General features: G+C 45.3%; 19 protein-coding genes. 13 read left to right on the top strand and 6 right to left on the bottom strand.

Going from position 1 to position 20192, the window contains the following annotated elements:
• Positions 1–2: 2 nt before the first annotated feature.
• The 12 genes from MHB82_RS17490 (at position 3) to MHB82_RS17435 (ending at position 12689) form a co-directional block, all read left to right on the top strand.
• Complete coding sequence (locus MHB82_RS17490; protein ID WP_341175439.1) at positions 3–1091, top strand: ABC transporter ATP-binding protein; 1089 nt, start codon at positions 3–5, stop codon at positions 1089–1091.
• Positions 1088–1960, top strand: a complete 873-nt coding sequence (locus MHB82_RS17485; protein ID WP_341175438.1) for a carbohydrate ABC transporter permease — start codon at positions 1088–1090, stop codon at positions 1958–1960. Before MHB82_RS17490 ends, MHB82_RS17485 begins: the two co-directional genes overlap by 4 nt.
• Before the next feature lie 19 nt (positions 1961–1979).
• Positions 1980–2804 carry a carbohydrate ABC transporter permease gene (locus MHB82_RS17480; protein WP_341175437.1) on the top strand — a complete coding sequence of 275 codons (825 nt, stop codon included), beginning with the start codon at positions 1980–1982 and terminating at the stop codon, positions 2802–2804.
• A 31-nt stretch (positions 2805–2835) separates the two neighbouring features.
• On the top strand, positions 2836–4149 hold the full coding sequence (locus MHB82_RS17475) for an ABC transporter substrate-binding protein (protein ID WP_095357563.1): 1314 nt from the start codon (positions 2836–2838) through the stop codon (positions 4147–4149).
• A 284-nt stretch (positions 4150–4433) separates the two neighbouring features.
• A complete protein-coding gene (locus MHB82_RS17470; protein WP_426641310.1) occupies positions 4434–5417 on the top strand; it encodes an alpha/beta hydrolase in 984 nt (327 codons plus the stop codon).
• Between the two features lie 377 nt (positions 5418–5794).
• Complete coding sequence (locus tag MHB82_RS17465; protein WP_221806291.1) at positions 5795–7093, top strand: NCS2 family permease; 1299 nt, start codon at positions 5795–5797, stop codon at positions 7091–7093.
• 205 nt (positions 7094–7298) lie between these two features.
• Positions 7299–8726 carry a VanZ family protein gene (locus MHB82_RS17460; RefSeq protein ID WP_341175435.1) on the top strand — a complete coding sequence of 476 codons (1428 nt, stop codon included), beginning with the start codon at positions 7299–7301 and terminating at the stop codon, positions 8724–8726.
• A gap of 173 nt (positions 8727–8899) precedes the next feature.
• Positions 8900–9199, top strand: a complete 300-nt coding sequence (locus MHB82_RS17455; RefSeq protein ID WP_110823031.1) for a DUF2089 family protein — start codon at positions 8900–8902, stop codon at positions 9197–9199.
• Complete coding sequence (locus MHB82_RS17450; RefSeq protein WP_341175434.1) at positions 9199–9483, top strand: hypothetical protein; 285 nt, start codon at positions 9199–9201, stop codon at positions 9481–9483. Before MHB82_RS17455 ends, MHB82_RS17450 begins: the two co-directional genes overlap by 1 nt.
• A gap of 254 nt (positions 9484–9737) precedes the next feature.
• Positions 9738–10625, top strand: coding sequence for a cation diffusion facilitator family transporter (locus MHB82_RS17445; RefSeq protein ID WP_341175433.1), 888 nt, complete (start codon positions 9738–9740; stop codon positions 10623–10625).
• 162 nt (positions 10626–10787) lie between these two features.
• Entirely contained in the window at positions 10788–11390 is a 603-nt protein-coding gene (locus tag MHB82_RS17440) for an acetylglutamate kinase (RefSeq protein ID WP_341175432.1), read from the top strand.
• 312 nt (positions 11391–11702) lie between these two features.
• Positions 11703–12689 carry an alpha/beta fold hydrolase gene (locus MHB82_RS17435; protein ID WP_341175431.1) on the top strand — a complete coding sequence of 329 codons (987 nt, stop codon included), beginning with the start codon at positions 11703–11705 and terminating at the stop codon, positions 12687–12689.
• 100 nt (positions 12690–12789) lie between these two features.
• Here the strand turns inward: MHB82_RS17435 and MHB82_RS17430 are convergent, their stop codons facing one another.
• The 6 genes from MHB82_RS17430 to MHB82_RS17405 all read right to left on the bottom strand — a co-directional run bounded on the left by MHB82_RS17430 (position 12790) and on the right by MHB82_RS17405 (position 18320).
• Positions 12790–13773: a FecCD family ABC transporter permease gene (locus tag MHB82_RS17430; protein ID WP_341175430.1), complete on the bottom strand. Its 984-nt coding sequence runs from the start codon at positions 13771–13773 to the stop codon at positions 12790–12792.
• On the bottom strand, positions 13773–14804 hold the full coding sequence (locus MHB82_RS17425; RefSeq protein ID WP_445671234.1) for a FecCD family ABC transporter permease: 1032 nt from the start codon (positions 14802–14804) through the stop codon (positions 13773–13775). The genes MHB82_RS17430 and MHB82_RS17425 overlap by 1 nt, the downstream gene beginning before the upstream one ends.
• A 5-nt stretch (positions 14805–14809) precedes the next feature.
• Positions 14810–15805 (bottom strand): ABC transporter substrate-binding protein, encoded by a 996-nt coding sequence (locus MHB82_RS17420; protein ID WP_341175428.1) that lies wholly within the window; start codon positions 15803–15805, stop codon positions 14810–14812.
• Positions 15806–15908: 103 nt separating this feature from the next.
• Complete coding sequence (locus MHB82_RS17415) at positions 15909–16721, bottom strand: AraC family transcriptional regulator (protein ID WP_341175427.1); 813 nt, start codon at positions 16719–16721, stop codon at positions 15909–15911.
• A gap of 197 nt (positions 16722–16918) precedes the next feature.
• The gene (locus MHB82_RS17410; RefSeq protein WP_341175426.1) at positions 16919–17878 is read right to left on the bottom strand and encodes an SDR family NAD(P)-dependent oxidoreductase; all 960 of its coding nucleotides are present in this window, start codon (positions 17876–17878) and stop codon (positions 16919–16921) included.
• Positions 17879–17945: 67 nt separating this feature from the next.
• Positions 17946–18320: a MerR family transcriptional regulator gene (locus MHB82_RS17405; RefSeq protein ID WP_095357575.1), complete on the bottom strand. Its 375-nt coding sequence runs from the start codon at positions 18318–18320 to the stop codon at positions 17946–17948.
• Between the two features lie 650 nt (positions 18321–18970).
• On the opposite strand from MHB82_RS17405, the gene MHB82_RS17400 reads away from it, so the two are divergent.
• The gene (locus MHB82_RS17400) at positions 18971–20092 is read left to right on the top strand and encodes a collagen-like protein (RefSeq protein WP_341175425.1); all 1122 of its coding nucleotides are present in this window, start codon (positions 18971–18973) and stop codon (positions 20090–20092) included.
• Positions 20093–20192 lie beyond the last annotated feature (100 nt).

The following is a 20192-nucleotide window of genomic DNA, read 5'->3' as shown; positions in this document are numbered from 1 at the left end:
TCATGGCACAAATTGTGCTGAAGCAGATTGAAAAAAGCTTCAAGCAGGATAAAGTCATTGAGGGTCTGGATCTGACCATTGAGGATGGTTCCTTTACGGTATTGGTCGGCCCGTCTGGCTGTGGAAAATCGACGACACTCCGCATGATCGCAGGGCTCGAGAAAGAAACGGGCGGAGAAATTTGGATCGGAGATCAATGTGTCAATGGCGTAGAACCAGGCAAGCGCAATGTGGCCATGGTATTTCAGAACTATGCTTTGTATCCAATGATGACAGTCAAGGAGAACATTGAATTCGGACTCGTAAATCGTAAGATCCCCAGGCCCGAACGAGAGCGCCTCGTTAAGGAAATCACAGAGGTTGTCGGTCTGGCAGAGTACCTGCATAAGAAGCCGCAAGCTCTGTCTGGAGGTCAGCGCCAGCGGGTTGCCTTGGCTAGGGCCATGGTGAAGAGTCCTGCGGTCTTTCTGATGGACGAGCCATTGTCGAATCTCGATGCCAAACTTCGTCATCAAATGCGAACGGAGTTAATTCAGCTTCACAAACGGCTAGGCGCAACCTTTGTCTTTGTTACACATGATCAGGTTGAGGCGATGTCGATGGGAGATCGTATCGTCATCATGAACAAAGGACTGATTCAACAAGCAGATGGTCCGATGAAAATCTACGACGATCCCGATAATGTGTTCACTGCCCAGTTTATTGGTACACCGCCGATGAATGTGATTGATCGTGAACGTATCCTGCCATATTTGAATGGGCTGCTGCATGACGACATTGGGCAGGTTGGTTTCAGACCGGAGAAAGCAACGATGACGCTTGAGAACCGCGCGCATTCCGGACTTGTTCAATTCCCGGGCCGGATCATGACACGTGAGACACTAGGTGCAGAAATCATCTATCAACTGGATTCCGCGCTTGGACTTGTGTCTGTGAAGAGTTTTTTGAAGCCGCTGGAGTCAGCTTCCGAGGTGAACATCACGGTCTCCATGCAGGACCTGTACTACTTCGATCGGAACGGAGTCCGTGCTCGTCAGCATGAGAGATCCGAAGAGAGAGAGCTCATTGTCCTGGGAGGGGAATATTCATGACCGTTTGGTCCAGATTCCGTCCCTATGTCATGGTGGCTCCCTCTATCGTGATATTTTCGATCTTTTTCATCTATCCGATCTTCTATATGATTTTCCTGAGTTTTTACAACTGGGACTTCATTAATCCGGTCAAGGAGTTTGTAGGCTTCAACAACTTTGCCGAGTTATTTAAGGATAGTGCGTTTCTTCAGGTCCTGAGCAATTCCTTGAACTATACGCTTCTTTCCGTATCCTTATCCATTGTGATTTCACTGCTGCTAGCCATATGGCTGAATCGGGAAGGCGCATGGTATGGGTTTGTTCAGGGTGCGCTATTTAGTCCACATATTGTTTCTCTTGTATCTGTATCCCTGGTGTGGATGTGGCTGATGGATCCCAAATTCGGTTTGCTAAACGGTTTACTGGACATGATTGGCTTGCCCAAGCTGGAATGGCTCAGCAGTCCAGACAGTTCATTACTGTCACTTGTCCTTGTTTCGGTCTGGAAGGGTGTGGGTTATAACGCGCTTATCTTCATCGCTGGACTTCAAAGCATTCCAAAGGATGTGTATGAAGCTTCAGCTCTGGACGAGGCCAATTGGTGGCGGAAATTCTACAAAATAACGCTGCCCATGCTTTCACCGACCCTGTTTTTCCTAATTATCATTAATCTGATCAGTTCATTTCAGGTGTTTGAAACCATTGCCATCATGACCAACGGAGGTCCAATCAATTCAACGAACACGCTCGTCTTTTATATCTACGAATACGGATTCCGCTACTTCAAGATCGGTTACGCTTCGGCAGCTGGAGTTATCCTGCTTGTTGTCGTTGGTTTGCTTACATTAGTCTACTTCAAGCTGCTAAGCCGCAAGGTTCACTACCAATAGAAAGGAGAAGGGAAATGTCATGGCAAGAAAGTCAGTTCTGCGTACTCTGAACATCACGGCCACAATCGTACTGGTTGCGATTTTTGCTATCCCTTTTCTATGGATGATCTCAACATCATTGAAGTCGTATCCGGAGACCGTGATCTTTCCACCCCAATGGATCCCCTCCAAGGTGATGTGGAGCAATTTCCAGGCGGCATGGGAATCGGGACCTTTCTTGAAATATCTAATGAACAGTGTTGTCGTATCCATCAGTATCCTTCTTCTTCAATTTACAACCATCATATTGGCAGCCTATGCGTTTGCCAGATACTCCTTCAAAGGAGACAAGCTGTTATTTGGAATTACGATGGTCACTTTAATGATTCCGGGTCAGCTCATTTTTCTGCCAGTGTATTTGTTACTCAGCAAGTGGGGACTCATTAACAATTTGCTGGCACTTATTCTGCCCTTCGCTTCCAGCGCCTTTGGGATCTTCATGCTCAGGCAGTCATTCAAGCAGGTACAGGAAGAACTTATTGAAGCTGCACGGCTTGACCAGACACCTGAATGGAAGATCATCCTTAGGATTATGGTGCCGATGGCCCGTCCGACGCTGGTAACCTTTGCATTATTCAGCTTCATTGCACACTGGAACGATTATTTTTGGCCGCTTGTGATGACGACTTCTGATGCAGCCCGAACACTTCCAATTGGGATTTCCAAGCTTCGCGAGGTGGACGGAGGGGCGGCATGGCACATTTTGATGGCTGGAAACATGATTTTGGTCGTTCCGATTCTGATTGTGTTCTTATTTGGACAACGGCAAATTATCAAAGCATTTGTTTATTCCGGTGTGAAATAATTCAATTCTTAATTTATGGGAGGGTTTATTCATGAAAAAATTTGGTTCGCTTTTGTTGGCAGGAACGCTTGCACTTGCTTTAGCTGGTTGTGGTGATTCCAATTCCGCAGTTTCAACTGATAATGCTGCTGCTTCTGGGAATTCGAATGGTGCGGCGAGTAAACCGGTCGAGATTACATATTGGTATTCATGGGGGGACAAGATTGCCGAGAACAATGAGAACCTGGTGAAAATGTTTAATGAATCCCAGGATGAAGTGATTGTGAAGGCCGAATATCAGGGATCGTATGCAGATCAGCATTCCAAGGCACAGGCAGCTTTTGCAGCGGGCAATGCTCCCGAAGTATGGCAAAATGAAATTGCTTCGGTTGGTGTATTTGCCGAATCCGGCATGACACAGGAGTTGACTTCTTTTGTAGAGAAGGATCAGCTTGATATGGATGATTTCATTCCAGGTCTGATGGGGAATTCCTACGTGAATGACAAGCTGTATGCTCTGCCTTATTTACGCAGTACACCTATCCTGTACTTCAACCGTACGATGCTGGAGGAGGCAGGACTTGATCCTGCAGGACCGAAGAATTGGACTGAATTTGAAGATTATGCACGCAAGCTAACGATTAAGGATCAGCGCTATGGCATCTCGATGCCTGTCGATATTTGGTTCTATGAAGCTTTTGTGAGACAGAGCGGAGGAACGATGATTAGTGAAGATGGGAAAAGTGCAGCATTCAATAATGAAACGGGAATTGCACCTGTGAAGTTGTGGCTGAAGATGAAGGATGAAGGCATCATGAGCATCGGTACGACGGATGATGCGGGTACGCAAGCCAAGACCGATTTCCACAATCAGCGTTCAGCGATGCTGTTCGCTTCCACTGCAGACTTGACCAATAATATGAAGGTTGCAGAAGAGCAGGGCTTTGAACTTGGAACAACATTTATGCCTGCGAATGATACGTTTGGTGTACCAACGGGTGGTGCCAACCTGGTGATGACCTCTGGCCTGTCCCCCGAAAAGCAGGAAGCGGCGTGGAAGTTTATCAAGTGGATGACCTCGAAAGAGCAAACGATCTATGCGAGCTCCTTCACGGGATATTTACCTAGCCGAATCAGCGCGGTGGAAAGTGATGAAATGAAGAAGCTCTATGAAGAAAAGCCGCTGTTCAAAGTAGCGGTGGACCAACTGGAATATGCAGGTCCTCGTCCGATGCAGAAGGTTTATCCTGAGATTGGTGAGATGATTAAGGATGAGATCCTTCGTGCGGTTGTTGATTCCTCCGTTACGGCAGAGGCAGCAATTGCCGAAGCTGCGAAGAAGGCAGATACCTTGCTAAGTAAGTAGAACAATGATGATAGTGCAAAGGGGTTAGACGGTAATTTTCCGCTAGCCCCTTTGTTATGTCCCAGGGAAATTGAGAGAATCTAGCTTAGCGCTTCATAACGAGGGACAAAACCTGGCCTAAGGGTTGTGAATCATATTCTCCAGTTGTGTTGATTTAACAATGACATCACTTATTTTGACTTGTTCATATTCAGTTCATACTGCCGTCACGAAGTAGACATCTTGCTTGGTTACACTTCAACTATGTCGCCAAGGCGACGCTTCAGAAGCGAAGACAGGAGAAGATGAACGTGGCAAAAACGGTGGAAATACAAACAACGGGAACGAAAAGCCGTAAGAAACGAAACTTATGGTTGAAAATAATCGGAGGTATCGTCGGTGGACTTATACTGTTCATGGGCATCGTATTTGTGGTGAATGCCATCAGTAACGGATTGGAGAAAAAGAAAATCGATCCGTATGGCCAGTATGTCCATGTGGATGGGAAAAAGATGAATGCGTATATTCAAGGAGAGGGTGAGCAGACGATTGTTCTGCTTCCGGGACAAGGAACTCCATCGCCGGTGCTTGATTTCAAATTGTTGATTGATGAATTGTCTCCCGATTACAGAGTCGTAGCCATTGAGCCTTTCGGTTATGGGTTGAGTGACGAAACAGAGAAGGAGAGAACAACGGAGAATATCATCAGCGAATATCACGAAGCTGTTCAGCAGCTTGGTATTGACCGTTACATTCTGATGGGGCATTCAATCACGGGACTTTATGGAGTATCCTATGTGAACACGTATCCGGATGAAGTTCTTGCTTTTGTCGGCATTGACAGCAGTGTTCCCAATCAACCCGGCATGGATGTGCAATTGCCTCTGGGATTGATGCAGTTCCTTCAGGATTCAGGTTGGATGAGATTCATTAAAGCAGTGAGTGCAGATCCTTATGCGTCCCTTGATTTCGATGAACATACCAAAGAACAGATGGACTTGATTTCGAATCAAGTTGCGTCCAATCCAACGATGATGGATGAGCTAAGGCATCTTGGTTCCAATTTCAAAAATGGAGAACAACTCACTTACCCTCCTGATCTGCCAGTGCTTCTCTTTGTTCAATCGAATAATGAAAACAATCCGCAGTGGGTTCCGCTGCATGAGGAGCAAGCCAAACGATCTGCACAGGGCAAACTCATACCGATGGAAGGTTCGCATTACCTGCATCATACAAAATTCAAAGAAATTGCCGAGGAATTCAAAGAGTACATGAAGCATATCGAATAGATTGGTTGATCATTAAACTGCGGTACCGTAATAGGTACCGTGTTTTTTTATTATGCATTTCCGATTTTCGGATGACCCATAAGGGAATGTATCCCTACCGGAAAAACGAATGAATCAATTCAAATCTATCTATATAGTTCGTAATTAAGTGTGAACAAATCGGTTGATTCGTTGACAATGCGTGTTACTTTGATTAAAATACGAAATGGACATCAGGTTATAACAGATATGAGGATCACTTTTTGGGTCTCTAAGCTTAGCTGTTCAATCCTAATGACGAATATAGGAGCGATAATTTTACAATCCTATACGAAGATTAGGATTTTTTTGTTTTTATCTAATCCAGAATAATTTGAAAGTTGGAGGCTGGCTTTACCATGAACAACTGGTTCAAACTGAAAGAAAGAGGCACGAGTGTTTCAACAGAAATCATCGCAGGGATCACGACATTCTTCACGATGGTATACATAGTGATCGTAAACCCGGGAATACTCAGCAGCACGGGAATGGAGTTCAACGGGGTATTCATTGCAACGGTACTGGCGAGCATTGTGGCAACGCTGATTATGGGGATTTGGTCCAACTATCCGATCGTTATCGCGCCGGGTATGGGTCTGAATGCATTCTTTGCCTATAGTGTAGTTGCGGGATATGGTGTGTCTTGGCAGGTTGCACTGGGCGCAGTATTTATCGCAGGGCTTTTATTTATTGTTTTATCACTTACTTCCTTCCGTTACATGCTGCTTGATGCCATTCCGGCGAGTCTTAAGCATGCGATTACAGCAGGGATCGGTCTGTTTATTACGACAGTAGGCTTGCAAAATGCCGGAATTATTGCCGATTCGGAATCGAATTTGATTACCATCGGGAACTTGGCAGAGCCAATGACCTACCTGACGATTATTGGGTTGATTATTACGGTTGTGTTAATGGCTTACAATGTAAAAGGTTATCTGTTCATCGGAATGGTGGTTACAGCGATTCTTGCCTGGATGATGGGACTATTTCAAATGCCTGAATCAATCGTATCCATGCCGGAAGGACTTACAGCAACGGCTTTCCAACTGGATCTGGCAGGTGTATTCTCGAATGGCTTGTATACGATCATCTTCACCTTCCTGTTAATCACGCTGTTTGATACAACGGGAACGATGCTGGGTGTTGCTGAGCAAGCAGGACTTCTGAAGGACGGGAAATTCCCTCGCTCACGCGGTGCACTCTTGGCAGATGCCGTAGGAACGACCACCGGTGCCTTGCTCGGAACCAGCCCAACATCGGCTTATATCGAGTCCAGCACAGGGGTAGCTGCGGGAGGAAGAACGGGACTGACGGCAGTAACGGTAAGTGTGCTGCTGGCGCTTACGCTGTTCTTCACACCTATTGTAAGTGTAATATCCGGTATTCCGGCAATTACTTCTCCGGCATTGATTATTGTCGGGTACTTCATGATCAGTGTTATCAGCAAAATCAACTGGAAGGATCTCGAAGAAACATTTCCTGCTTTCCTGATTATCATCCTTACTCCACTAACGCACAGTATTGCGACAGGTATTGGCGTAGGATTCATCTTCTATCCCGTTCTGAAGCTGCTTCGTGGTAAAGGTAAGGATGTTCATCCGGTATTCTACGTGTTTGCGGTATTGTTCTTCATCCAGCTTGTATTTCTGGATCACTAAAAAACGATTTAAAATAGAAGGAGAGCTGCTTGTAATTATACAGGCGGCTCTCCTTTTTGGTTTATTTTGTTTGGATATCAAGCACAATCTTACACGATTGAAAGATTCATGAAAGCTTGATAGATAGGAGCTTTTTTCCACTGTCGGTATACTTGAACCATAAATGGCTGCTCAGTATAGCCAATGATTATGGGAGGAGTTACAGATGGATTTCATTCAAGTGATACAGAAACTATTGCCTGTCATGGGTGTTGCATTAATAGTCGGTCTCATGGCCTTGGGAATCGTGTTTATGGCGTATAGGTTGTACAGAAAAAGAGGTGGAAAACGCATCATAAAATTATGGCAGTTTATAGCCGCATTTTCGTTGATGGGCTGGCTGATCATGGTCATGATGTTAACAACATTTAGCAGAGGGGCTAATTTTGACGGATGGGTAAACCTGGAGTTGTTCAGCGGCTATGTAAGTGCATGGAATCAATGGTCCCTGAGCGAATTCCAGCTTATTATTTTCAATATGTTGATGTTCGCACCGCTAGGCTTCCTGCTTCCGCTTCTGGGAATGAAGACACGTGGCTTCAAGTCGATATTCATCATATCGCTGATGATCACAATAGGTATAGAAACATTCCAGATGGTGACGGGCAGAGGGATTTTTGAACTGGATGACATATTGCACAATACGCTCGGCAGTTTAGCCGGATATGGGTTGATGAGTGCGATTCATGATATAAGGCTACAAAAACGAATAACCTTCAAAGCCATGGTTCGTGCGTTCTGTATTCCTTTGACCTTTGTACTGTTATTTACAGGGGCACTCGTCATGTATTCCAGCCAAGAGCTCGGGAACCTTGCCATTCGTCCAGCCACATCGCAGAAAATGAATGAGGTCAATGTGACGCTAGACACGAAACTGCCCGATCACGCTGAACCCGTAGCACTATATCGAAGCTTTGAGATTCATAACATGGAGTATGCCAAGCAGATGGTTTCATTACTGAGTGATCATTTTCAACTGCAGCAGAGAGGTCACATCTCCATTGACGGATTCAACCGGATCTGGAATCTATATGACAGCGGAGGGACCGATTACACCTTTAATTACAACGTGAATAGCGGTAATTGGTCGTTGGCACCTAATCAGTATGCGACGAACTCAATGCAGGCGGAGGTTCTGGAAGAAAAAGGAACTACCTACGGTAAGTGGCTAAGTCAGCATGGATTACTGCCTAAGGAAGCTGAATTTAGTACACAAAATGAAGATACCGTTCGATGGGATTTGCATATGACCAACTCCGAAATGTCAACAGAACAGCGAGACTTTGATCATGGGATGATCATCATTGTTCCTGCGGCAGAGGGTCTTATTCCACAGGATTTGTTCTATGCCATGAATAAAAATAAATATATTCGTACCGTTGATGTGAGCAGTCCGGCGCAAGCGTATGAAGAAGTTCTCAGAGGGAATTTCTACATGTATAATGATCTGCAAAAAGGCGACAATTTGATTGTAAAGAGTTATGAGCTGACTTATACCTACGATTCAAAAGGTTATTACCAGCCAATGTACCAATTCGAGGGAACCGTTAATGGGGAAGAGTGGAGTACTCTGATTCCGGCCTTGAAGAATTGACTTTCAGTACAAAAGGACCGTTGAGCTTGTGAAGAGCTCAATGGTTTTTTGTGTTTGTTTCATTTATTTTATATAATATTTATATTTAAATAAACTTTATATTTAATTTTATTAAAATAAAGTTTGATTTTATTCAATCATTTGGTTATTATATTTATAAAGGGAGGGGAAATATGGATATTAAAGACGTGCCTAATTGGGTTTTAGCTTTGGAAAATGAGGATATGGAGTTTATCCGAAAATTTGTTCTGAACTCAGGATCGTTAAAGGAAATTGCGAAGATATATGAAGTCTCGTATCCAACCGTAAGAATAAAGCTCGATCGGCTCATTGAGAAAATAAGGGTCAATGAAGCAGAAAATAACGAAGATTTTATTAAATTCATTAAGAATTTATCCATTGATGACCGGATAAGCGTAGATGATGCAAAACTAATTATTCAGAAATATAAACAAGAGAGGAAAAGTGAATGATGAACGACGTTTATAGGTTATTGATCATTGTTGGAATACTGGCAGTTCAGTACTTTTTTTCAACCAGAAGCAACGTTTATTGGGGGGCAGTTGTACCCGTAGCTTATATTGGAATCTCCACATGGATGTTTGTTACAGAACGTATTGAAAGTACTTTTGGTTTCATTCTTTATCTGCTACTTGGATTGCTCTTCCTGATTGCTGAATGGAGTGCGGGAAGAAAATCACTTCATCTGAAGAGAAATAAGGAATTAGCCAAGATGAAGACTCACGACATGAACTAGATACGTGAAGAACAAAAAAACGGGATGAGATGCAGGATTGTAGAAAAAGCGAGCAGACGGCTCGCTTTTTCTAATTGTAGTTCTATACACGGGAAAAGTTTACCCGCTCCAATTCTTTTAGTTTGTTATAACAGTCTTGCCGCGTTCAGATTATGTTTCACTGTGCCCAAAACGTTTCTCTAGACCCACATAATCTCTCGATGATACTATCAAAAACGTGCTAGAAGACTGGGGATTGCAGGAGGATTTTATTCGTGGATCAACTGAAGTACGACAATCTAAAAATGGGTGAACGAGGAGCCATTATTAGCATCATTGCTTATATATGCCTGACTGCATTAAAACTGGCTATTGGTTCCATCGCAGGCTCGGAAGCGCTCAAAGCAGATGGTTTGAATAACGCAACCGATATTGTGGCCTCGATCGCCGTCCTTATTGGACTCAGGCTTGCTCAACGTCCAGCAGACAAGGATCATACATATGGTCACTGGAGAGCGGAGACCGTTGCATCGTTAGTTGCTTCGTTCATCATGATGGCTGTTGGTTTACAAGTTTTATTTGAAGCCATTGGTTCCGTTTTTCAAGGGGAAAATGAATCGCCGGATCTGATTGCCGCATATACAGGCATTTTCTGTGCAGTTGTGATGTACTTGGTCTATCGGTTTAATAAACGACTTGCTACCAAAATCAAAAGCCAGGCTGTTATGGCAGCAGCTCGTGATAATAAATCCGATGCTTGGGTAAGTGCCGGTACCGTCATTGGAATTGTAGGCTCGCAGTTTGGTCTGCCTTGGCTTGACCCGGTAACAGCAGTCATCGTAGGTTTCCTCATTTGTAAAACAGCATGGGACATTTTCAAAGAGGCTACACACCATTTAACAGACGGCTTTGATGTGGAGCTTATTCGGGAGTACAGAAAAACCATTGCTACGATTGATGGGGTAGAGACAGTGAAAGATGTAAGAGCGAGAAGCTACGGAAATAATGCGGTTGTAGACGTCGTTATTACGGTTCGTTCTGACCTGGACCTACAGCAAGCACACGATATATGCACCGATGTTGAAGACGAATTGCTCCGAGAACACGACGTGTATACTGTACATGTACATGTTGAACCCGAGATATGGGAAGAATCCGTGTAAACGATTAGAAGATGTAAACCAGTGGACGTTAACTCGTCCATTGGTTTTTTATTTTTTTCATCAATAATTAGGAATGACAAAAGTATCAACTTTGCTCATTAGAATGCACCATTGAAGGCTATTGCCTATATATTGTTGTAGAAAAGGAGCTGACGGATCGTGATGAATTATGTTTCAACGTATTATTATCCTGTCTATCGAAAATCAGATCATTTGAGCTGGACGCCAGCCAGTGTCGAACTAAACAGGAAGCTCAGATCATTATGGGAACAGCATGTGTTCTGGACGAGATTAACCGTAAACAGTATCGTCGATGGGCTTGAGGATGTCCAGCCAACAACTGCAAGACTTTTACGCAATCCAAGTGATTTCGCCATGTTGCTTGAACCGTTGTACGGGACGGCTATTGCCAAGCGATTTGAAATGTTGTTCAGAGAACATTTAACCATTGCGGCTGAACTTGTTAGTTACTTGAAATCAGGTAACACGACAGCTGCAGAAGATGCTCAGAAACGGTGGTATGCGAATGCAGATGCAATAGCAGCCTTTCTGGCACAAATTAATCCATACTGGTCTCAAATCGAATGGCAACGAATGATGCATGAACATTTACGTCTCCTCACGGAAGAGGTGGCAACTCGGATAGCGAAAGATTACGTAAGAAATGTTGCAATAAGTGATTCCATTCAACAACAGGCGTTAGAGATGGCGGACATGATGACAATGGGAATTGTACAACAATTCCCGGCGGTGTTTCAGTATTAATCAACATGCATGAAGAGCACTAGGAGTTTAGGAGCTTCAAAGTCATGTCCTTTTTTTCAGAGTTACTTGAGTACAGAGGGATTTAACAATTGAACATTTCCTGACTAAAAGTCGCTATTTAGCGGCTTTTTTTTTTAATTGCATGGACTGATTTTTTACGTCTGGAAAGAGATTAGGAACTTCATCTCTTTGCATTTTATGTTGTTCATACTCCGTTCATATTGTATTCATTCAGAGGACAACTTGGTTGGTTAGACTTGCATCAGTAGACCGGAAAGTCAATGTACAGATAACAAGAGGAGCTGAAAGAGATTGACACAACAAGCAGCAAAGGAAGTAAGGAAACGTACATTATTCAAGAAAGTGTTACATATTTTACTTAAAATTATCGCTGCAATCGTAATAGCCATCCTGCTTTTTGTAGCCAGCGTGTATACGTTTAACAAGGTTAGCAGTTATTCAGAACAAAAAAGAACGGAACCCTACGGTCAGCTTGTATCTGTGGACGGGAAACAGATGAATGTTTCGATTCAGGGGAAAGGCGAAGAGACCGTCGTCCTATTACCCGGTTATGGAACAGCGGCGCCTGCTCTTGATTTTAAACCGCTCATTACAGAACTATCACCATTTTACAAAGTCGTCGTCGTAGAGCCTTTTGGTTACGGATTGAGCGATCAGACCGAGAAGGATCGCAGCACTGCAAATATTGTAAGTGAAATTCATGAAGCATTACAAAGCCTCCATATTGACCGGTACATTCTCATGGGGCATTCCATATCAGGGATCTATAGTCTGGATTATGTGAACCAATATCCGGATGAGGTGAGAGCATTTATCGGGCTGGATAGCAGTGTTCCAACGCTGAAAGAAGAACAGACAATTGATTCATCGGTGACAACTCCGATTAAATGGTTTCGTAACCTGGGCTTCCACCGCATACAGTTAAAATTAAGCACGGACCCTTATGAAGGACTGCCATATGATCAACAAACCAAAGAGCAAATAGACATCTTCATACGTAAAAACATGTATAACAACACGCAGTTGAACGAGGCAGAGCACATGTATACCAACTTTACTGAAGCCGAGAAGCTATCGTTCCCTCAAAACTTACCTGTTCTCCTCTTTGTTCAAGCGAATAACGCTGCAACGGATCAATGGGTTCCCGAACATGAGAAGCAAATAAAGGATTCTACTCATGCAGAAATGGTCCTAATGGATGCGGGACATTACTTGTATCGTTCCCATCCCCAAGAAATCTCTGAAAAAATCAAGGAGTTCACCAGTGTATTAAAATAAACAGGGCAGAAACCTGTTGAACTTACCATAAAACAAAAAAGAAGCGAGCTCGTGTTAGCAGTACACGGCTCGCTTCATGGTGTTTACATACGTCTCGGCATTAATGCCTGCCTATTCGCCTTGCTCTCTGGAGTAAATATATGAAGTACGGCGCTCCAATCACGGACGTCACGATTCCTGCAGGCACTTCGCGCGGAATAATGAGGATCCGGCCCACTATATCGCCTAGAACAATCAGTATGGCGCCAATCACAGCAGCCATGGGCAGGCGCCACTGGTTCTGTGTACCGACAAGCGTTCGGGCTATATGTGGAGCTAGCAGGCCAATGAATCCGATGGCCCCTACCGCCGATACGGAAGCGCCTGCTAGACAGACGGAAAGTAAGAGCAACCATAACCGCTCCCGGCGCACAAGAAGTCCAAGTGAGATGCTTATTGCATCACCGACTTCCAGAATATTCAGTTTTTTGGCGTTGCCGATGGCAATCGTCAGCATCAGAAGGAGGAGTGGGGCAAGTGGTCGTAATTGCTCCCAACCTCTTCCCCAGAGACTGCCCGACATCCAGAGCAGCGCCATGTTGACATTGGTAGGATAGGTAACGATATAGTACTGCACACCCGCTTGAAATACAGAACCTACGGCGACACCAACGAGTGCAAGTGTTGCGGGTGCAAGTGTCAGTCTGCGGCTGATCAGGATAAGAATAGCCAGGGACAATAGTGCTCCGCCAAATGCAGCAGCAGGCAGAATGCTTGCTGTTGCTGCTGGAAACAGAAAAATGACCGAGACTGCGGCAAAGCTTGCGCCTTGTGTTATACCAATTACATCCGGGCTGGCCAAATGATTGCGCAGGATGGTTTGCAGAATGGCTCCGGCTACAGCCAGGCCGCTTCCAGCTGCAATGGCGACCAGTGTACGCGGCAGTCTTACTTCATGTACGATGAAATAGGATCGGCTATTAGGGTCAGTCACCCCGCTGATTATGTCTATTGGTGCAATGGGGACAGCTCCGGCAGCAATCGAAACAAGGGCAAGCAGGAATAACAGAATGATGCCTGAACCGAGAATCCAGTTATTGCTCATCAGCCTTTGCCTCCTTGCCTGCGAGCGAGATAGATAAAGACGGGAGCCCCGATAAGTGCCATGACAATGCCTACCGGGGAATCGAACGGGAAGGATATCAACCGGCTCATCACGTCGGCAAGCAGTAGTAGGATGCTGCCAAGCAGCATCGCAAGTGTCAGAAGAACGCCAGGCGAAGAGCCGGAACCAAGCATTGCACGGGCGACATGCGGTACGATCAGGCAGACGAAGCCGATTGGGCCGCAGATTGCCACAGCTGATCCGGCCAAAAGCACAACGAGTATCATGGCAAATGCACGCACACCTTTGAGTCGGGTCCCTAATCCGATAGCAACTTCATCGTCCAATGCCAACGTACGCAGAGAAGGTAGTAGCAGGACGACTAGCAGCAGCACGATGCCCAGCAAAGGTGCCAACAGTTGAATATGCTGCCAACTGGCATGATTGACCGATCCGGCCAGCCAGAAAATCATACTCTCTGTATTGTACTGGTTCAGAATCATAGCTCCTTCGGTAAGCGAAGCAAACAGAAAGTGTATAGCAATGCCTGCCAGAGCAAGCATAACGTGCTGCTGCGCTCCTTGGCCCGAAAGCATCCAGATCGCCAGAGCACCAAGCATGGCTCCTGCAAAAGCCAGCCCGATGGAGGACAGTAGACTGGCTGCAGGAAAGAGGAGCATTCCTGTGACGACGGCCAGCGATGCTCCGGCATTGATGCCGAATACATGCGGTGAAGCGAGCGGATTTTTGGTCACAATCTGAGTTAGCAGACCTGCCAAAGCTAACTGTGCTCCAACCATACATGCCAGCACCGCGCGTGGCAGCCGAAGTGTGCGTATGTAGAGATGCTCCTTCGAGTCACCTGTTCCGGAGAAGAGGGCCTCGAAGATCGTATGCCAGCTGATCCGTGCCATACCGACTTTGAGACTGAGCAGAAAACTAAGAATAAGCAGCATGACAGCGGAGAAAAAAAGAAGCAGCAGAACCATCGAATGGTTCTGCCTACTCTTCGGTATAAATCCGATTCTCACCTTGATCATTTCTCCAGATTGGCTGTCATATCAGCCATAATTTGCTCCGATCCGAGCAGGCCGCGGGAGAGTGACCAATTGCGGCGCTCGACGGTATATATTTGTTTGGAGGATACCGCATCCAGACTGTTCCACAGCGGATTTTTCTCCCACTCGTTCGCAATCGTGACTTCAGCAGTCGGCATGAGGAAGAGTACTTGCGGGTTAAGCTCGGACAAGTTCTCAAGCGTTAACTCAGGGTATGACTTTTCGTTCTGCAATGGATCTGTGAAACCGAGCAATTTCACGATTGAGCCAGTATAGGAATGGTCAGAGTGTCCGAAGAAGCCAGTGGGATTGACGACAGCGGGCAGAATGGTCAGGTCCTTGCCTGTTAGCTTGGCTTTGATGTCTTGTACGAATTGCTCATGCTCAGCTAGACGCTCTGAGCCTTCTTGTTCCTTGCCAACCGCTGTTGCAAGGATATTGAAGTTCTTCAGCATCTGATCATAATCCGCCTGAAAATCGTCCAGCACCAATAGTGGGGCAATTTTCTCGAGCTGTGGAATTGCTGCGCCGTGTTTATTGATGTCCACGATGATCAGATCCGGCTGCACGGAGCTAATCAGTTCGATGTTCGGTTCGTAGCGGGAGCCTACAGACAGGTAGTCACCAAGCTTGTCCTTCACCGAATCCATGAACAGCTCAGGTGTGCCGTCATCCGCGATGCCTACTGGCTGCACGCCCAATGAGACAAGCATGTCGGTGAAGCTGAAGTCCATGGCCACGATTCGTTCAGGTGCTTTGTCCAGCTGCAGTTCACCCCGGGCGTCTGTCACAGTGATTCCGCCGGATGCAGTACCACTGTTGGCAGAGACATTGGTCGTGCTGTTCCCAGCTGCGCCTTCCGTTTGTGCCGAAGTATTCATTGTATTGCCAGCTTGCCCGCAGGCAGCCAGACTCAGCATAACCACAAGGATCAGACTGAGGGAGATCAAATGTTTCATGCGATGGTGTACCATAAGTTCCTCCTTGAAATGATAATGATAATTATTCTCTATCAGATAGTATCATGTCATTTCAAACAGCAACATGTATAAATCCATGATGAAGCATGTCGTATTATTAGATTCTTTTCAAATCTCGTATATATTCGACAGGGCTCTTGCCGGTCACATTCTTAAACGTACGGCTAAAATGAAAATAATCGGCAAAGCCGACGCTCTGTGCCGCTTGCTTTGGAGACATGCGATCCAGCTCGAATAGCTCCTTTGCTTTTTCGATACGCAATTGCTTGAGATAATGGCTGACAGTCATGCCCATGCGTTCCTTGAAACGCACACTGAAATGTCCGGGACTGAGACTGGCTCGTTCTGCAAGCATGGTCAGCGTCAATCTCAGCATGTAATGCTCTTCAATGTACTGCACAGACTTCTCGATGCGTGTATCCGCCGAATGCAGATCATCACTAATCCTGCTTTCATACATGAAAAAATAAAGGATACGTTCAAGCATCATGCGGCTGCGGAATCTGCTTGCATGACTTTCATCCTCATCCTCATCCTCATCGGACGCCGAAGAGGTTTGAAGCTGAAGCAAGGCGTCAACCATATACTGCACCTTGATCCCACTTAGAAGGCGCAGCGGCCCGTCCCAATTCCATGAAGTATTTACCGGAACAATTCCATAAGTGATAACGACATATTCGGCTTGACGACCTGATGGCAGCTGTACGGTAACAGGACCTTTTGAGGAGTGGCAAGCGTAACCGTGCGATACCGGTTTGGATTCACCTGTGTTTGTTATGATGAGCAGATAACCCTTCCGAATGATGATTAGTTTCTCATAGCCTGGATCGGGCATGATCTGACAAGGATCATGAAACATTTCAATTTTTTTAAATACGGGGATGATGGTGTTTAATTGTTGAAAACTCATGAAGTCTCCCTCTTTTTTTGGATTAACTATAGCATGGGTGTTGCAGGGCTTGGCAAGTGTAGGTGGTCAGTATCATTATAGATAAGTGAAGCCGCTCCATCATTGGAGCGGCTTTGTATAAAATTTATGGCTTAGAGTGGACGTATCCAAATTGAATATGATGATTAAAGGTGCCGTTTCGTAAACTTCCGGTTAGGCTAGAGATCAAACTTTACACCGGTTAAACTCTCGCTAAGCTGCCACAATCGTTCTGCTGAATCAGAGTCAATGGCCCAAGGCAGTACACCCGGCATATCTTGCACCGTAGGTACAGCTCTGGCAATGTTCACATCTAAACAGTAAACCCCGCCTTGATCTTCCAGAGTCGGACTTGTGGCACACCATACACTCGTTGCTGCTCCTTGCTCTTCTGTCTTGAGATCCATGCCAAAGTCCAAATTATTCAATTCTTCCTCGGACAAAAAGCGTGACAAATCGGTATAGATTGCTCCAGGATGTACAGCGAATGACCGAATGCCATAATCATACCCAAATTTATCTAATGAAACGGCAAAAAGGGAGTTTGCAGATTTGGACTGTCCGTAAGCTCTCCATTTCTCATATTGCTCTTGTTCGAAATTTGGGTCTTCAAAGTTAACTCCGCCAAACACAATGCCTGATGAGGAGACCGATACCACTCTAGCGCTTCCTGATTGTTTAAGGGCAGGCCACAAACGTGCAGTGAGCTGGAAATGTCCTAGATGATTCGTAGCGAATTGGGATTCATACCCACGGAAATCCCGGGTCAGAGGAGGAACCATAATACCAGCATTGTTAATAAGAATATCAAGTTGGCGTTGTGAATCCAGGAAGCGCTTGGCAAAAGCATCTATGGAAGCGGGGTCCATGAGATCAAGCACTTCTATTTCAACACGAGGGATATCGGCTAGAGCCGTACGAGCCTTCTCTATGGTTCGTGCAGGCACAATAACTGTAGCACCGGCTTCTGCCAAAGCACGTGTGGTCTCCAGTCCAATGCCAGAGTATCCACCAGTTACAATACACACTTTATTGTTTAGATTGATTTCTTGGAGCGTTTCTTTTGCTGTGGAATGTTTTCCGAAACTTGATGTAATGGGCTCCTGAGGAGTACGACGATAAGTTATGTTTGAGTGCATGTGTAATTCTCCTTTATGTGATGTGTACATAACATACATCTTAAAGTTAACTTTAAGTCAAGCATCCTCACTCAGGAAGGTTCTTCTTCGAAATCAAGTCATCATAGAATCCAATTTTCTGATTGATGCGTTCCAGATTGGATTGGATTTGGGCGATCTGGTGTTCTACGCTTTTTTTGTGTTTGATTAAAATATCTCTTCGGTCTTCAAGCATGGTCTCCACATGATAGCCTAAGTTCATATAGGCTTTCAGATCTTCAATGCTCATTCCCGTTTCCTTTAAGCAGAGGAGAAATTTCATCAGCAGTAGATGTTCTTCCCTGTATACTCGTCTTCCACCATCATTACGTTCAATTTCGGGGAGAATCCCCTCTTTTTCGTAGTATCTGAGAGTCGAAGCATTGATATTCAATATAGATTGCATTTCACTAATGGTATACACGTGCTTCACCTCACAAACTTGAACTCCGATTTTTATATATTTGACGTATATCTCTTGATATAAATATATCAAGGTATTTGTAGACTAACAAAATAATCGTTTGCTCGAAAAGCGTGGAGGGAGCTAACTCGAGTTAAATTCATGGAGTGTAGACTTAAGGTGATCCCGGTTATACATAGTATTGCCTTTTGAGGTTTTCTTATATTTGGCCTCGCTTGCTGTTGGGATTTGGTTAATATGAGCATTTTTCTTTATGACGATAGGCTATTTATTGATGAGTTTACCTAGTCCCAGTTTTCAACCACCGCATATCTTAGGCATAAGGAGGTGTGTTGAAGTTGACCTTTTCATTGGATCTCAATCAGATTACTCGCATAAAAGAAAACGCTTTGCGTCAGCAACCGAAAAAGGCCAGCCATCGCTCTTCAACGAAGAAGAAATTGAAGAAGACAAAACCCTGTTATAGCCAGATTCAAAATCATGAACCTCTACAAGATCATAAACCTTCCTGTAGTAGGGATGCTTATTCTAAGAAATATAATAAGAAAAAGAAGAGCAGAAAGTGCAAAAGAGTATGTAGAGGTTGGAGAGGACCACGTGGATATAGAGGAATAAAAGGAGATCAAGGAGCAGCCGGGAGTGTCGGTCCAGTGGGTGTGACGGGAGTTACCGGAGCAACAGGAGCTAAAGGCATAACTGGAGCAACCGGAAGCATTGGTGCAGCGGGTGCGCAAGGAGTCACCGGAACAACAGGCGCCACAGGTTTAACGGGAGCAACCGGAGGCGTAGGTGCAGCGGGTGCGCAAGGAGTCACTGGAGCAACAGGTGCAACAAGTTCAACGGGAGCAACCGGAGGCGCGGGTGCAGCGGGTGCGCAAGGAGCAACAGGTGCTACTGGTGCCACAGGTCCAACCGGAACAAGTGGAGGCGTGGGTGCAGCGGGAGCAACAGGAGTTACCGGAGCAACAGGAGCCACAGGTCCAACCGGAACAAGTGGAGGCGTGGGTGCCGCAGGAGCGACAGGAGTTACCGGAGCAACAGGCGCCACAGGTCTAACGGGAGCAACAGGAGGCGTGGGTGCAGCGGGAGCGACAGGAGTTACCGGAGCCACAGGTGTCACAGGTTTAACGGGAGCAACAGGAGGCGTGGGTGCAGCGGGAGCGACAGGAGTTACCGGAGTAAACGGTGCCACAGGTCTAACGGGAGCAACGGGCGCTACAGGTTCAACGGGAGTAACGGGTGTGACTGGGGCGACTGGAATTGCTGGCATCGATTCGCCATTTATTGAAACTCTCAAAATAGGAGACATCGATACGTTAATTCCATTTAATGCTGGGAGCGGAAATAATCAGGCCATTGGGGCACTTGCTTTTGATGGTCAAGACTCTACGATCAGTAGACTTGCAGCGTTTGTTACACAAATGGGTACAAATACAGGTACCTTTCAGATGGCAGTGTTGGAGCCAGTCACTGGCACAACAGCGAGTGTCATTGGTGTCACTACGGTAGCAACAACTATAACACCAGGCCTGTTTATATTGCCACTAACTGCACCAGTTACTCTTTCAGGTAATATAGTTTATTACTTAGCTGTTTATAACCAAATTAACGGTTCATCCATTGGTGGCCGTACTACAGGAACTGGGACTGTAGATGACGCTATTCCAATCAATTTCAGAGTTCAAAATCTTACAGGATTTGCGGTTGGTGATGTTATTAATACCAGTGATGTCAGTTTGCTGTTATCCCCATGGGTCGCTGGATTAGTATAGCCGATATTCAACCGGCTTTATTACTTTGTGGAAGAATCGTGGAATAGCTTGTTTCAAGCGTATTGAATATCTTTTCATTTGATAAGAAAAGAAAGCCGTA

This window comes from Paenibacillus sp. FSL K6-2862 (assembly GCF_038005125.1).
GTDB classification, from domain to species: Bacteria; Bacillota; Bacilli; order Paenibacillales; family Paenibacillaceae; genus Paenibacillus; species Paenibacillus illinoisensis_A.
This window is presented reverse-complemented; position numbering and strand designations above follow the sequence as displayed.

What these genes read in the sequence shown, in the direction of transcription:
- MHB82_RS17490 (WP_341175439.1), top strand. Translation starts at nt 3, where the DNA reads ATGGCACAAATTGTGCTGAAGCAGATTGAAAAAAGCTTCAAGCAGGAT.
- MHB82_RS17485 (WP_341175438.1), top strand. Translation starts at nt 1,088, where the DNA reads ATGACCGTTTGGTCCAGATTCCGTCCCTATGTCATGGTGGCTCCCTCT.
- MHB82_RS17480 (WP_341175437.1), top strand. Translation starts at nt 1,980, where the DNA reads ATGGCAAGAAAGTCAGTTCTGCGTACTCTGAACATCACGGCCACAATC.
- MHB82_RS17475 (WP_095357563.1), top strand. Translation starts at nt 2,836, where the DNA reads ATGAAAAAATTTGGTTCGCTTTTGTTGGCAGGAACGCTTGCACTTGCT.
- MHB82_RS17470 (WP_426641310.1), top strand. Translation starts at nt 4,434, where the DNA reads ATGAACGTGGCAAAAACGGTGGAAATACAAACAACGGGAACGAAAAGC.
- MHB82_RS17465 (WP_221806291.1), top strand. Translation starts at nt 5,795, where the DNA reads ATGAACAACTGGTTCAAACTGAAAGAAAGAGGCACGAGTGTTTCAACA.
- MHB82_RS17460 (WP_341175435.1), top strand. Translation starts at nt 7,299, where the DNA reads ATGGATTTCATTCAAGTGATACAGAAACTATTGCCTGTCATGGGTGTT.
- MHB82_RS17455 (WP_110823031.1), top strand. Translation starts at nt 8,900, where the DNA reads ATGGATATTAAAGACGTGCCTAATTGGGTTTTAGCTTTGGAAAATGAG.
- MHB82_RS17450 (WP_341175434.1), top strand. Translation starts at nt 9,199, where the DNA reads ATGAACGACGTTTATAGGTTATTGATCATTGTTGGAATACTGGCAGTT.
- MHB82_RS17440 (WP_341175432.1), top strand. Translation starts at nt 10,788, where the DNA reads ATGAATTATGTTTCAACGTATTATTATCCTGTCTATCGAAAATCAGAT.
- MHB82_RS17430 (WP_341175430.1), bottom strand. Translation starts at nt 13,773, where the DNA reads ATGAGCAATAACTGGATTCTCGGTTCAGGCATCATTCTGTTATTCCTG.
- MHB82_RS17420 (WP_341175428.1), bottom strand. Translation starts at nt 15,805, where the DNA reads ATGGTACACCATCGCATGAAACATTTGATCTCCCTCAGTCTGATCCTT.
- MHB82_RS17415 (WP_341175427.1), bottom strand. Translation starts at nt 16,721, where the DNA reads ATGAGTTTTCAACAATTAAACACCATCATCCCCGTATTTAAAAAAATT.
- MHB82_RS17410 (WP_341175426.1), bottom strand. Translation starts at nt 17,878, where the DNA reads ATGCACTCAAACATAACTTATCGTCGTACTCCTCAGGAGCCCATTACA.